This is a genomic window from Stutzerimonas sp. NM35, from assembly GCF_054604355.1.
Window position 1 is genome coordinate 1,581,703 of the sequence record NZ_CM137728.1, and the last position, 13,602, is coordinate 1,595,304.

The window sequence follows — 13,602 nt, forward strand, 5'->3', positions numbered from 1 at the left end:
GCCGGCTCGCGGAACCGGCCAGCAAGTGAGAAAATCTCTCATCTTTTTGGCTGGCGAACTGGTATCTCATGACGTTTACCCGCAGACAAATTCTTGCCGGCCTGGCCGGCCTTGGCGTGGCCGGTTTCGGTGCGACTGGCATACGCTACTGGCTGGGGCGACCGCAGGACGTGGCCAGCCATGACTACGAGCTGATTGCTGCGCCGCTCGATGTCGAACTGGTGGCGGGACACAAGACACCCGCCTGGGCCTATGGCGGGCAGGCGCCCGGCCTGGAGTTGCGAGCGCGTCAGGGCGAACGCTTGCGGGTGCGTTTCATCAATCATCTGGAGGTGCCGACCACCATCCACTGGCATGGCATCCGCCTGCCGTTGGCGATGGATGGTGTGCCCTATGTGTCGCAGCTGCCGGTCTTGCCGGGTGAGTATTTCGATTACGACTTCATCGTGCACGATGCCGGCAGCTTCTGGTATCACCCGCACACCGCCAGCGCCGAGCAGCTCGGGCGTGGGCTGGTGGGACCGTTGATCGTCGAGGAACGCGAGCCCAGCGGCTTCCAGCATGAGCGCACCCTGAGCCTGAAAAGCTGGCACGTCGACAAACAGGGCGCCTTCACCGATTTCAGCGTGCCCCGTGAAGCGGCGCGTGGCGGTACGCCGGGCGTGTTGTCGACAGTCAATGGTGAGCATGCGCCGACGCTGGAATTGCCGGCCGGGCAGATCGTGCGGCTGCGTATTCTCAATCTCGACAATACCCTGACCTACCGCCTCAACCTGTCCAGTGGCGAGGCGCGTATCTATGCCCTGGACGGCAATCCGGTGACGCCCCGGCCAATGGGCAAGGAGTACTGGCTGGGGCCGGGCATGCGTATCGATCTGGCGCTGAAAGTGCCGGCTGCCGGCGAGCAGCTGTCGCTGCGCAACGGGCCGCTGCGGCTGGCAACCCTTCATTCGGTGGCGAGCAGTGAGGCGGAGGGCAGCTGGCCCGCGTCCTTGCCGGCCAACCCCATTGCTGAGCCCGATCTGCAGCGTGCTGAAACGCTGCGTTTCAATTTCGAATGGGCGGGCGCGCTGTCGCAGAACATTGAACAGGGCGGTGCGTACAGCTTCTGGCAGGTCAACGGCCAGGCCTGGGATATCAATGACAAGACCTGTGCGGATCGGCCCATTGCCACCCTGAAAAAGGACGGGCACTACATCTTCGAGTTGCGCAACCTCAGCCAATACCAGCATCCGATCCATCTGCACGGCATGACCTTCAAGGTCATCTCGTCCAACCGCCGCCAGATCGAGCCCTGGTTCACCGACACCTATCTGCTGGGCAAGAACGAAACCGCCCGCATCGCGCTGGTGGCGGATAATCCCGGTGTCTGGATGTTCCACTGCCACGTCATCGACCATATGGAAACCGGGCTGATGGCGGCGATCGAGGTGGTATAGGCGAAGCTGAATCATGAAAAAACCACAGATCATCGATCGCAGTCACGACGAGTATTTCATGCGTGAAGCGCTGGCACTGGCCGCCGAAGGGGCGGTGCTGGGGGAAGTGCCCGTGGGCGCCGTGCTGGTGCAGGATGGGCGCATCATCGGGCGCGGCTACAATTGCCCGATTTCCCGCCATGACCCCAGCGCCCATGCGGAAATGGTGGCGATCCGCGATGCCGCATCGCAGCTGGAAAACTATCGCCTGCCCGGCAGCACCCTGTACGTCACGCTGGAGCCTTGCAGCATGTGCGCCGGGCTGATCGTGCATTCACGCATTCGGCGCGTGGTGTATGGCGCGACAGAACCCAAGGCCGGCGTTGCGCTCAGTCGCGGGCAGTTCTTTGCCCAGGATTTTCTCAACCACCGCGTACTCGTCGAAGGCGGTGTGCTGGCGGATGAGTGCGGCGCAGTGCTGAGCGATTTCTTTCGTCAGCGACGTCAGCAGGCTTCGCGGTCCTGAGGCGTTTCAAGGCCGTGTGCCGATAACCTGTTGCGCGAGGCAGGTGCTTTGTGGGAGAGGGCTTGCCCGCGAGCTTTCGCCGGGTGACTCCGTGCCGGCAGATGTAGCGCCGCGCGAAATTTGAAGCCCGCTCGCGCGATAAACGCCATTTCACTACTTGTTGCCGTGGGCGTAACGGAATTCAAATAAGTTGATTTTGTACTGGCCGCACAATTAGCGACCAGCGTCGGGTGCAGCCACTCTGGAGAACTATAACAGGGCACGCTGGGGCATTTGGGAGGGGCCGTCGAGATGGTACTCCCTGCATTCAACGATCTCTTCCGCGCCAGCGAGTAAAATCCGGGGAGTCCGGATGATGAGCTGCCATTGGCAAAAACTCCGAACGGCTCCGAGTGAGTTAACCCTTCCACCCCTTGTAAAATCAAGGCGCCACCAAAATAAAAAGTCCAAACAATTCGGAAATTGCCGACGTCGGCAGTCCATTCCGGTCGGCTTGCTGATTTCTCCGAGAACGCCAAACTATTTGGTTTTTCCGTGCGCTACGAAGCGTTGGCGTATATGTAATTGAAGACTACCTTCAGCCAAAACTCCGCACTGCGCGAGATTCCAGTCGTGGCTACTCTCTTTCCAGGTTTCGAGCATCCGCTGTAACTGCATCCATTACTGCGCTCAGTTCGCTCGCCAGATCAGGCTCATAGCGCTTGAAGTAGGCGGCAATTGCGGCGTTACGCATCAGTTTGGCGATGTACCCTTTGGTCACGACGAGTACCAACATTGTCTCCCCCAGCGTGTCCTCGACAAGGCGGTAGTCGTGGTACAGCTTCTCCATTTCCCGCTCCATTCGGGCGATATCTTCAGCGCTTGCTTCTCCGTTGGTTTTCTTCTTGGCACTGACCAGAAGCTCAGGCCTGGTTGCAACCAGCACCATCTCAGCATAGCGAGCGGTGAAACAGTTTGCGGAGATCATCATCTCCGCCGTTTCTATCTGCCGTATTGGTTTCATCTTACGGAGTGTCTGGAAGACGCTCTGGCTGACCATGCGGTTTTTAAGCATCTCTGTAACTTCTAGCGCAACTCCATCAAGAAGCCGTTCCCTCGCGCGAATACGATCCACATTGACGTTGAGGGTCTGGGCAATTCTCTCCGCAGATACCCCCTTGCTGATTGTTTCCAAGATCATCTTGTGTTCCTGGATGGGTGTGAGGCGATTGATCTGCCTGTTGTAGGTGAAGCCTTCGTCGTCTGTCGCCATCAAACAAAGGGCCTCGGTGGCCCCCAGTTGACGTAGGGCCTCTATGCGTAAGTGGCCGTCAAGCAGGATGTAGCAAGGATTTCCGCCCGCATCAGCAGTAGTTGATGGGTGTACAGCCAATGGCTCGATTACACCAAGCTCACGGATCGAGGCCAAAATAGATGTGAACTTAGGGGAATGCAGTTGATCCTTGGTAGCCCGGTACGTAGGCAAGATTTGCGTCAGTGGAATAGATACAACAACTGGTTCGAACGCGTGCTTTACCGCTGTCATTTTCGACCCTTCCCGTAGATGCGGTCGGCTAAAACTTGCGGCATATCACCGATCTCCTCACTGCGAAGAAGGGTGCAGAAGTAGTCGTCAGCTAGGAGTTTTCGGAAAGCAGAAACTACGAATAGGAGCCGCTGTTCGCTGACGTCCGCTTTTTTGATCATTAGCTTCTGGCGCCGCACCTCGTTTTGATATGCCTTCAACAGCTTGCTCGGTGTGGGCTTCTCGTCCGATTTCTGCCATCGCCCGTAGCCTTTGCCCATCGTCCGGCGCCGATCAATAAGGCGCCGAACGCGTATCAGCTGATCCCCTTTGAGCAAGCCACTTTCATAGGCATCCAGCATCGCTTCTTGCGTCTGTGCGTCATCTGCACGGGCCAGTTCTGTTGCGACAGTGATCGGCAGCCACCCTTTCTCGACAGCTGCGATCATCCGTTCCTCACCCTGCCTGAGAAGGATAAGAATGCCTCGAATGTAGGTGATATCCAGGCAGGTCTTTTGAGCAATCAGCTTAGGCGAGTAGCCACGCTCAGAGAGGATGTTTATGGCACTCAAGAGGTCTTTGTTCGAGTGTTTTCGGCGTGCCAGATTCTCTACAAGGCTGATCAGATAGCGCTCAGCCTGAGTAGCGGATACCACGACACAGGGCATCTCTGTTTCGTCGAGTATTTTGAATGCCTCGAAACGTCCCTGCCCACACACTAAGTCATAGTTATCACCATTTTCAGCGACCGTAATAGGGCGTTTCAGGCCTAGGCTAGCGATGTTCTCCACCAGGCTCGCAAAGACCTTTTGGTTTCTGGTTCGCGGGTTCAGAACACGTATACGACTGATGGCGATCATTCTGATGGGGGCTGCATCCGCTACGTGTAGCGCTGAGTTGGATACAAGCACTGTGGCCATCACGCGGCTCCTGGTAGTGCCACGCGACGAGTCAGCGTGGAGAGAATGTCCAAGGTATCGAAACGATATAGCTCCAGCTCGCGAGGGTTCGCCTCGGCCAAGCGAATCTTTGAAGCGAACTGATCCATGGCGGGGAAAACGTAGTAGTCACGGGCCTCTAATTCGCCGGGCTGCATGCGCACGGCAATGGTCAGGTCCGGAGAGAGCCCAGCATCGAAGCGAATCTTCCAGCGCAAGCTGCCAGATGGCAGCTCCTGGCAGCGACAGAGTACGACTGAGGCTCTGACCTCTTGGCTGATCCAAAGTATCTGAGTGCTTTCTTCAACCTCGACCTGAGCCCCGACTTCTTGTATGCGTTGAATGGTGGCCGTCAGCACTTGGGGATATAGCTTACGTAAGCGCTGATTGGCTTCGATGTAGGCATAGTCACGGGCAGGCGTATAACCGATGAGTGAATAGCTGCGTAGCAGGCTGCCAAATCGAGATCGAAAGGTGCTAGTGGAGGGGCATTTCTCTTCTTCGTCGATGAGGAGCCCTGATAGATAGCCTTTCCTGACAAGCAAACCACGTAGAGCATCTAGGATTTGATCGTCTGTTAGATGCGTGGTGCGTGATTGGATAATGAGCTGAGCCGCGTTGAACAACAGGGGTTCAACCAGAGCCGGAAAGGCATTGTCGGCTCTGATCCAGAACGTCTCAGGGTTACTGACACGCCGTTCGTTCAGCTTGCCAGACGTTCTGTTCCAGACATTGTGCCCTGCATACTTCTCATTAATGAGGATCTGATGTACTGCGCCCCGCGTCCATTGATGACCGGGGCTAGGGAGTTGCCCACGATCGTTGAGTATCTGCGCCACCTCCCTTTCGGCGCGACCCTCCTCAACGAACATCCGATAGATCTCCCGGACAACCTGTTGCTCTGACTCAGGCCCCGGAACTAACACAACTCGATCCGTGTGAAGGCTCTTGTGTTCGCCAAGTTCGAGCACAGTCTTTAGGTTACCGTGTTGGTCAACTAGCTGACGGCGCAGGCCATAGCCTGCGGGACCTCCCTGGCGAAAACCCAACCCAATCAATCTCGACTGACCTGCAAAAACCTTTACAGAAAGCTCCCGGCTGTATTCGGCAGCCATGGAGCGTTTGACCTGCTTGACGATGGCAGAACTGAGGCTTCCATCGTTTCTGAATTGCTCCGCGCAGTATTCGATTGCCACCCCAGCTTGGCGGCAGCGGACTTCGTAGCTGGCACTGACATCAGGATCTTGAAAACGCCCCCAACGGCTGACGTCGTAGACCAGAACGATGGTGAAGTCGGTCGAGCCGCTTTCGATGTCTCTGAGTAACCGCTGCAGTGCATCTCTGCCGTCTAGACTCAGGCCGCTTTTTCCAAAATCGGTATAGATGCGGACGATCTCTAGACCATTGTCGTTAGCGTATGCCTTGATTGTGTCTAGCTGATTTTCCGTCGAATACTGCTGATGCTCGGTGGACATCCGCACATAGGCTGCAGCACTTATTGAGCTGGGTGGGGAGTCGCTATTTGGTGTGCGATTCAGGCTACTCACGCGAATGCCTCGGAACGCAGTTCTCCCTCAAGCCTAGCCAGGCTGTACTCAGGCTTATGGAGAGCCCATCGGTAAGCATTGAATATAGAAGAGAGGTGCCGGAAAAATGGTCACTAAAATGGGTAATGAGTTTCCGACTCATACGAGTTCAGAGTATGCGGGTATCCTGGCAAATGCACTGAGGCTTGAACTGGGGACATCCCACCGGGCGGTAAAGACACTCCGACAATGGACTGATGCGAGTGAGCGCACTGCGAAGCACTGGCTAGCTGGTACTCATGGACCTAGCGGACACCATTTGATCGCGCTGGTTAGGCATTCGGATATTGTGCTGCAAGCCTTTCTCAGTTTGTCGGAGAGGCAGAGCTATTTGATTGGTAGCTCACTACCCTCGATAAGGGCAAACCTGATCCAGGCGGTTGGCTTGATAGATGAGTGCCTTGTAGCAGGGGAGAAGAGAGCGATCCGGCATGAAATATGAAAAGCCTCTTCTGGGGTCAGTCCTCTTGCTGCATTGTTAAAATAGCGGCTTGGAAAGTGGCGGTAGATCCTTATTGCTGCCGAACCAACCCGCACGCCAATTGGAAACCGGTCAGCTTGACTGAGAATGCGATCTACAGGCTGCTCGAGCGAATGTAGGGCAGGAAGTAGCGCAAAATCGACTTCTTCGGCGGCCTGTTGTACTGGCCGCCGCCGTATCTCCCTCGGCAACAGCTATCGACCGCAGATAGATACTTGCATGGCTAGAAGCTCATCCATTGACTCCCTCGATATCCTGGACTCCTTGGTCCAACAGTACCTGGATCATCCTGAATGGACTCTGCACCGATACCTCTTCGGCAGAAAGGAAACGCTGCTACAAGCTCAGGCAGAGAAGGACAAGGCTCTTGCCAATGAGATGTCGACCCGCAAGCGCTGCTTGGAGCTGGCCTCTGCTCTCTATAAGGGCGACGATCCCAAAGAGATGATAAGCATAGCTGAGGACCTGTTGGACTGGATTCAGCAAACAGATACGGCTCGACTTCCGGTTGAATCCTTTTTCCGAGAGTGAAGCACCGTTACCAAACGCCATCCCGGTATAGCCCTCTATCCATTGCTATATCTCGGAATTATTGCGCTTTTCCCTCTGGTTTTTCTCAAGCCTGCACAGGCAGAAAACAGAGCTCGCGGCCAAGGCCCCTCCCTCACTGAGGGGCGTGAGTTCGTCAGAATCCGCCGCTGTAACGACGCACGCCGCTCTTGGGCAGGGTTTCATGGGCGGCGACGCTGCCCTGGGCGGGGAACACCACCAGATGATCGGCGGCGATGGCGATGCCGATCTGCTGCCCGGTGGGGTAGTCGGTATGGCTGGGGAAGATGCCTTCCAGCTGGTTGCCGGTGGGCAGTTGCAGACGGTACAACGTCGAAGCCCCGAGGAAGGTCTTGCCGACGATCAGTGCCTTGAGTTCGCTTTGCGGCGCGTAAACGATATCGTCCGGGCGCAGCAGGACGTCCACCGAACTGCCATCGGGCATGATGTAGGCGCGGTCGCCGTGAATCACGCCCAGCTCGGTCTGTACCGTTTCAGGGTCGATGAGCTGGCCACGAATGAAATAGCCCTGGCCGATGAAGCTCGCGACGAAGGGCGTCAGTGGTTCGTGATAGAGGTTGAAGGGCGTGTCCCACTGCTCCAGGCAGCCATCCTTCAATACCCCGATCTGATCGCTGACGGCAAAGGCTTCCTCCTGATCGTGAGTGACCAGAATTGCGCTGGTGCCGCGTGCCTTGAGGATGTCCCGCACTTCATGACTGAGGCGCCGGCGCAGATCGACGTCGAGATTGGAAAAGGGCTCGTCGAGCAGCAGCAGCTCCGGTTCCGGCGCGAGGGCGCGGGCGAGGGCGACGCGTTGCTGCTGGCCGCCTGACAATTCATGAGGGTAGCGCTTGCCCAGCTGTGTCAGGTTCACCAACTCCAGCATCTCGCCGACGATGCGTGGCGCCTGGGGATGCTTGCGGATCCCGAAGGCAATGTTGTCCGCCACGGTCAGATGGGGGAACAGTGCGTAATCCTGGAATACCATGCCGATACGGCGCTTTTCGGGGGCGAGGGTGAAGCCGGCGCGTGACAGTACGGTATCGCCCAGTTGGATCTCGCCGGCACTGAGATGCTCGAAACCGGCGATGGCCCGCAGGGTCGTGGTCTTGCCGCAGCCGGAGGGACCCAGCAGGCAGCCTATGTCGCCACGATTGAGGTGCAGACTGAGGTTCTGCACGATGAGTTGCTCCGCATAGCCGCAATCCAGGCCGCGCAGGTTCAGCAGAGGCTGGTCGCTCATGCGTGATTGAACGCCGGTTCGACCAGGAATTCCAGCAGGGCCTTCTGCGCATGCAGGCGATTCTCGGCCTGATCCCAGGCAACCGAGCGCGGGTCGTCGAGCAGGTCCTGGCTGATCTCCTCGCCGCGGTGTGCCGGCAGGCAGTGCATGAACAGGACGTCATCCGCCGCGGCATCGAGCAGGGCGCGATCGACCTGATAGGGACGGAAAGTCGCAAGGCGTGCCGCCGTTTCATCTTCCTGGCCCATGGAAGCCCAGACATCGGTGCTGACCAGATGCGCCCCGGCGACCGCTTCGCGTGGATCACGGAAAATCTGTACGCGATCACCGGCCTGGGCCAGCAGCTCTGCCTTGGGTTCGTAACCTTCGGGGCAGGCGATGCGCAATTGGAAGTCGAACTGGACGGCGGCTTCCATATAGGTGTTGCACATGTTGTTACCGTCACCGATCCAGGCGACCGTCTTGCCGGCGATGCTGCCGCGATGTTCGTGGAAGGTCTGCATGTCGGCCAGCAACTGACAGGGATGCAGGTCGTCCGACAGGCCATTGATCAACGGCACCGATGAGTGGGCGGCGAACTCGGTCAGCGTGGAGTGAGCGAAGGTGCGGATCATCACGGCATCGAGCATGCGCGACATGACGATGGCCGAATCCCCGATGGGCTCGCCGCGTCCCAGTTGGGTGTCGCGTGGCGAGAGAAAGATCGCCTGGCCGCCGAGCTGGATCATTCCCGCCTCGAAGGACAGCCGGGTACGGGTCGAAGCCTTCTCGAAGATCATCCCCAGTACGCGGCTTTTCAGCGGCTCGAACAGAATGCCGCGCTTGCGCAGATCCTTCAGCTCGATGCCGCGACGAACCAGGCTGTTGAGTTCCTTGGGCGTGCAGTCCATCAGTGAGAGAAAATGCCTTGCGCTCATATCAACTACCTTGTGTTGCCGCAGTCGAAGGCCGGAGGTTTTACAGGAAAAAGAGGGCCTTACGACAGGGGGTCGCACGGAAAGCGACGAAACGGGAAAGGCGCGATCTTATCCAGAAAGGCTTCACAGGCGCAAATCGGCCTCAATGCACCTGCCTTACATGGTCCGGTGCATGGCCGGACGAGGCGGTAGCTCGATGATCGGCGACAAAAGCCGACTCCGCGACTCGGCTTTTAGGTCGTCGTTCTGTACAATGCGCGCCATCCGTGACTAGCCGAGGTGCCCCGTGGAAATTATCGAAACCATCAAAGAGCAGATCGAAAAGAACCCGGTGCTGCTGTACATGAAAGGCTCGCCCAACGCGCCGCAGTGTGGGTTTTCCTCCCGCGCCAGCCAGGCCGTGATGGGCTGTGGCGAAAAATTCGCCTATGTCGACATCCTGCAGAATCCGGAAATTCGCTCGGAGCTGCCGAAGTACGCCAACTGGCCAACTTTCCCACAGCTGTGGGTTGCCGGCGAGCTGGTCGGCGGCAGCGACATCATTCTGGAAATGTTCGAAAAGGGTGAGCTGCAGACGTTGATCAAGTCGGCGGTCGGCACGACTGACGCCTGAGGCAGCCATAAGCGGCAAGCGCTAAGGTCTCCAGGCTTTGCCGCCCATTGAGCCATAAAAAACGCCATGTTCCTTTCGGGCCATGGCGTTTTTTTGCATTGCGGAAGAGGTTATTCGTCCATCTGCGACTGCAGGTAGTTTTCCAGTCCTACCTTGTCGATCAGCCCCAGCTGGGTCTCCAGCCAGTCGATGTGTTCTTCCTCGGCTTCGAGGATATCTTCCAGTAATTCGCGGCTGCCGTAGTCGCCGACGCTTTCGCAGTAGGCGATGGCGACCTTGAGATCCTGCACGCCGCTGTGTTCCAGCCTGAGATCGCAATCGAGCATCTCGCGGGTGTTTTCGCCGATCTGCAGCTTGCCCAGGTCCTGCAGGTTGGGCAGGCCTTCGAGAAAGAGGATGCGCTTGATCAGCTTGTCCGCATGCTTCATCTCGTCGATGGATTCTTCGTACTCGTGCTTGCCGAGCTTACCCAGACCCCAGTCTTCGTACATGCGCGCATGCAGGAAGTACTGGTTGATGGCGACCAGCTCATTGCCAAGGATCTTGTTGAGATGCTGAATGACCAACTTGTCGCCTTTCATGTCTGTGTCCTGTCTCGATCAACCGTGGTGACTGAGAAGTCTGGCCACGAAGCGCGGGACTGTCAAACCTAAGTCATTGAATGCAAAAGGTAAAACGCAATAAGAATGCTTCCGTTCCACGGTTGTGGCCAAAGCCTTGATTTGCGGACATAAAAAAGCCGGGCAATGCCTAATGCCAGTCAGTTAAGCGCTACAGCTTGACCTTCTGCGCGCTGAAACGAAAATCCGATGCTTGTTTTGAGCATCGGATTTTTTATGCGACTTTCCCGCGCTTTGGCACTGACTCACGAAGTGGCATCTGCTACTTACTCCCTTGACGAACTAGGGGCGCTGCTTGATCCAGACCTAGTTAGCACCGCACTGGAAACGGCGGGAGTGGCGACCCTGCGTAAGCGACGTCTCCCTCTTGAAGCCATGATCTGGTGCGTGATCGCCATGGCGTTGTTTCGCCGGATGTCGGCCTGGGATGCCGCGAGCCGTATGGGCATCATGCTGCCTGGGCAGAAGCCATTGGTAGCACCCAGTGCAATCGTGCAAGGTCGCCAGCGTTTGGGCAGCGCTGCGGTGCGAGAGGTCTTTTCCCTGACTCAACAACGCTGGCATGCCAGCGCCAATCACCCCACTTGGGCCGGTTTGCGCCTGCTCAGTGTCGATGGCGTGGTCTGGCGCACACCGGATACGGCCGACAACCGCAAGCACTATGGCAGCGCCAGTAATCAGCATGGCGATACCGGCTATCCCCAAGTTCGCATGGTCTGCCAGATGGAGCTGACCAGCCACATGCTGGTGAATAGTGCTTTTGCCGGCTACCACAGCAACGAGATGAAACTGGCCGAACAACTGATCGACAGCACACCCGATCACTCGCTGACCTTGTTCGACCGTGGCTTCTATTCACTGGGGTTACTTCATCGCTGGCAACAGACAGGCACTCAGCGCCATTGGTTACTGCCGCTGCGAAAGGATGCTCAATACGAGGTGCTGCGTAAGTTAGGGCGCCACGATGCCATCGTCTCACTAAAGACCTCGCCGCAGGCGCGTAAACAATGGCCCGACCTGCCAGACACGCTACAGGCTCGGTTATTAAGCAAGACCATCAAGGGCAAAGTGCGGCAGGTACTGACCTCAATGATCGATCCTCTGCGCTTCCCTCCAGACGAAATCGTGGATCTGTACAGCCAGCGTTGGGAAATCGAACTGGGCTATCGAGAAATGAAGCAAGGCATGCTCGCGGGTCACTACACACTGCGTAGTAAAACGCCGGAGATGATTGAACAAGAACTGTGGGGCGTACTACTGGGGTACAACCTGCTGCGTTATCAAATGCTGGAAATGAGTCGCCACTGCCCTGGCATCTACCCCTGCGAAATGAGTTTCACCGCTTGCACCTGGGCGATTCTGGGCTTCTTGAACGGGGTCTCTTTGAATCATCCAGGCAACATCCCTCGCTACCTGGCTGAACTACAGGCCTCAGCCATGCACTACGTCCTACCTCATCGTCGTGAGGATCGCAGTTATCCGCGAGCGGTCAAACCCAAGCCGTCCAAGTATCCGACCAGAAATAAAAATGCCAGTCAGCTTAACTGACTGGCATTAGGGCAATGCCCGGCTTTCGGAAAGTCTGATGCGCTCAGGCGATGGCGAAACTCGCGGGATAGGCGAGAGCGGCCTGGGCCGATTGGATATCGCCCAAGGTTTCACGCACTACTTGCTTGGCGACACAGGCGCATTTTCCGCACTGGGTGCCGACACCGGTCGTCGCGCGTACTTCCCCATAACTGCAGCAGCCTTCATAGATGGCTTCGCGAATCTGACCGTCGGTAACACCCTGGCAAAGACAGACGTACATAAGAACTACCCGTTGAGCCTGTTTGATGACGGCGATGCTAAACAGAATGAGAATGATTGTCAAAACATCCTGATCGAATGGTCTTTTTCCGAACGGTCAGCTTTTACCTCTCGGAACGCAGGACATTGCGATGGCGAATCGCTAAAGTTGTGATGCTCTTGGCGCTTTGAGAATCCGGGTCGATCGACCGGATGGGCGCGCGGGTCGGTGCCTCTATGCAATTAAGCGTCCCAACCCTCATCGTCACCGACATCTATGTGATGCTACTGGTGGCGCTTCTGATGTTCCTGTCCTGGCGTAGCGGGCGTCGGGAGCCGACGCTCGGCTATCTCTGTCTGGGGCTTTTTCTCGGTGTCGTGGCCACGGCCCTGGGCGCGCTGCGCAACATGGGTATCGACTGGGTGCCCATTATCCTGGGCAACTCGTTGCTGGCGCTGGCGCTGGCCTTCAACTGGACGGCGATGCGCGTATTCGCCGGACGTCAGCCGCACTGGCGAGGGATCGTTGCCGCTCCGCTGATCTGGGCGGGTCTCTGTTTGTTTCCGGCCTTTTTCGATGCGGATGCGTTGCGGGTGCGTATCGCCACGCTGTCGCTGCTCACCATCATCTATATCGGCATGGCCATGGCGGAACTATGGCGTAGCCGCCAGGTGATTCGGGTATCCCTGCGCCCTGCACTGGTGCTGATGGCGGTGCATGTCACGGTCTATGTCTTGCGCATTCCCTTCGACCACGGTCGGCCCTTCGAGGTGTCCGGGCAGTTCGACTTCTTCGCCCTGGTGATCTTCGAAACCATGCTCTACGCGGTTGGCATCGCCTTCGTGACGCTGGCGATGGTGCGCGAGCGAGCCGAGTTGGAGTACCGCCAGGCGTCGCTCAGCGATCCGTTGACCGGCATCGGCAACCGCCGGGCCTTCATCGAATATGGCGAGCGGCTGTTGCTGCGCTGTCGCGCCGCCGGGCAGCAGGCGACACTGCTGCTCTGTGACCTGGATCAGTTCAAGCGCCTCAATGACACCCTTGGCCACAAGGCCGGCGACCATGCGTTGATCAGTTTTTGCCAGGTGATGAAGTCGCGCATGCGGCGGCAGGATGTTTTCGGACGCATCGGTGGCGAAGAGTTCGCCTGCCTGCTGGCCGATGCCGACGCGGGGGTCGCCCGCGATGTGGCCGAGCGCATTCGCGCTGAGTTTGCCAACTTGCCGTTCCGTCCGTCCGGAATGCTCAGCGTCAGCATTGGTGTGAGTGATACGGCGTGCGCCGGCTATGACCTCGACCGCCTGATGGGCGAGGCCGATCGGGCACTCTACGAAGCGAAGGCAGCGGGGCGCAATTGCGTTCGGGTGGCTGGATAAGCCAGCGACCCGCTGCACTGATTTGCTAGACTGCGCCCC

13 protein-coding genes are annotated in these 13,602 nt (G+C 57.6%); 6 read left to right on the plus strand and 7 right to left on the minus strand.

From position 1 onward, the window contains the following. The first annotated feature begins 68 nt into the window (after positions 1-68). Complete coding sequence (locus ACYCFC_RS07440) at positions 69-1,439, plus strand: multicopper oxidase family protein (protein WP_459653556.1); 1,371 nt, start codon at positions 69-71, stop codon at positions 1,437-1,439. Positions 1,440-1,452: 13 nt separating this feature from the next. Next, a complete protein-coding gene (tadA, locus tag ACYCFC_RS07445; protein ID WP_459653557.1) occupies positions 1,453-1,944 on the plus strand; it encodes a tRNA adenosine(34) deaminase TadA in 492 nt (163 codons plus the stop codon). Between the two features lie 616 nt (positions 1,945-2,560). Here the strand turns inward: tadA and ACYCFC_RS07450 are convergent. The 3 genes from ACYCFC_RS07450 to ACYCFC_RS07460 are packed head-to-tail and all read right to left on the minus strand — an operon-like array spanning position 2,561 to position 5,885. Then, positions 2,561-3,469 (minus strand): plasmid partitioning protein RepB C-terminal domain-containing protein, encoded by a 909-nt coding sequence (locus ACYCFC_RS07450; RefSeq protein WP_459653558.1) that lies wholly within the window; start codon positions 3,467-3,469, stop codon positions 2,561-2,563. After that, on the minus strand, positions 3,466-4,371 hold the full coding sequence (locus tag ACYCFC_RS07455) for a ParB/RepB/Spo0J family partition protein (RefSeq protein ID WP_459653559.1): 906 nt from the start codon (positions 4,369-4,371) through the stop codon (positions 3,466-3,468). Before ACYCFC_RS07455 ends, ACYCFC_RS07450 begins: the two co-directional genes overlap by 4 nt. Further along, a complete protein-coding gene (locus ACYCFC_RS07460; RefSeq protein ID WP_459653962.1) occupies positions 4,368-5,885 on the minus strand; it encodes a recombinase family protein in 1,518 nt (505 codons plus the stop codon). Before ACYCFC_RS07460 ends, ACYCFC_RS07455 begins: the two co-directional genes overlap by 4 nt. Before the next feature lie 787 nt (positions 5,886-6,672). On the opposite strand from ACYCFC_RS07460, the gene ACYCFC_RS07465 reads away from it, so the two are divergent. After that, positions 6,673-6,984 (plus strand): hypothetical protein, encoded by a 312-nt coding sequence (locus ACYCFC_RS07465; RefSeq protein ID WP_459653560.1) that lies wholly within the window; start codon positions 6,673-6,675, stop codon positions 6,982-6,984. 154 nt (positions 6,985-7,138) lie between these two features. Here ACYCFC_RS07465 and ACYCFC_RS07470 read toward each other — a convergent pair whose 3' ends face one another. Further along, positions 7,139-8,248 carry an ABC transporter ATP-binding protein gene (locus ACYCFC_RS07470; RefSeq protein ID WP_459653561.1) on the minus strand — a complete coding sequence of 370 codons (1,110 nt, stop codon included), beginning with the start codon at positions 8,246-8,248 and terminating at the stop codon, positions 7,139-7,141. Continuing rightward, entirely contained in the window at positions 8,245-9,165 is a 921-nt protein-coding gene (argF, locus tag ACYCFC_RS07475) for an ornithine carbamoyltransferase (RefSeq protein WP_181084069.1), read from the minus strand. Before argF ends, ACYCFC_RS07470 begins: the two co-directional genes overlap by 4 nt. A gap of 286 nt (positions 9,166-9,451) precedes the next feature. On the opposite strand from argF, the gene grxD reads away from it, so the two are divergent. Further along, complete coding sequence (gene grxD, locus ACYCFC_RS07480; protein WP_181084071.1) at positions 9,452-9,778, plus strand: Grx4 family monothiol glutaredoxin; 327 nt, start codon at positions 9,452-9,454, stop codon at positions 9,776-9,778. A gap of 110 nt (positions 9,779-9,888) precedes the next feature. On the opposite strand, the gene bfr is transcribed toward grxD, so the two are convergent. Further along, a complete protein-coding gene (gene bfr, locus ACYCFC_RS07485) occupies positions 9,889-10,359 on the minus strand; it encodes a bacterioferritin (RefSeq protein WP_459653562.1) in 471 nt (156 codons plus the stop codon). Between the two features lie 255 nt (positions 10,360-10,614). Between bfr and ACYCFC_RS07490 the strand changes: the two genes are divergently transcribed. Next, entirely contained in the window at positions 10,615-11,946 is a 1,332-nt protein-coding gene (locus tag ACYCFC_RS07490; protein WP_459652377.1) for an IS4 family transposase, read from the plus strand. 43 nt (positions 11,947-11,989) lie between these two features. Here the strand turns inward: ACYCFC_RS07490 and ACYCFC_RS07495 are convergent, their stop codons facing one another. Next, complete coding sequence (locus tag ACYCFC_RS07495) at positions 11,990-12,208, minus strand: bacterioferritin-associated ferredoxin (protein WP_459653963.1); 219 nt, start codon at positions 12,206-12,208, stop codon at positions 11,990-11,992. A gap of 215 nt (positions 12,209-12,423) precedes the next feature. Here ACYCFC_RS07495 and ACYCFC_RS07500 point away from each other — a divergent pair, with 215 nt between their 5' ends. Beyond that, positions 12,424-13,563: a GGDEF domain-containing protein gene (locus tag ACYCFC_RS07500; RefSeq protein WP_459653563.1), complete on the plus strand. Its 1,140-nt coding sequence runs from the start codon at positions 12,424-12,426 to the stop codon at positions 13,561-13,563. Positions 13,564-13,602: the final 39 nt, after the last annotated feature.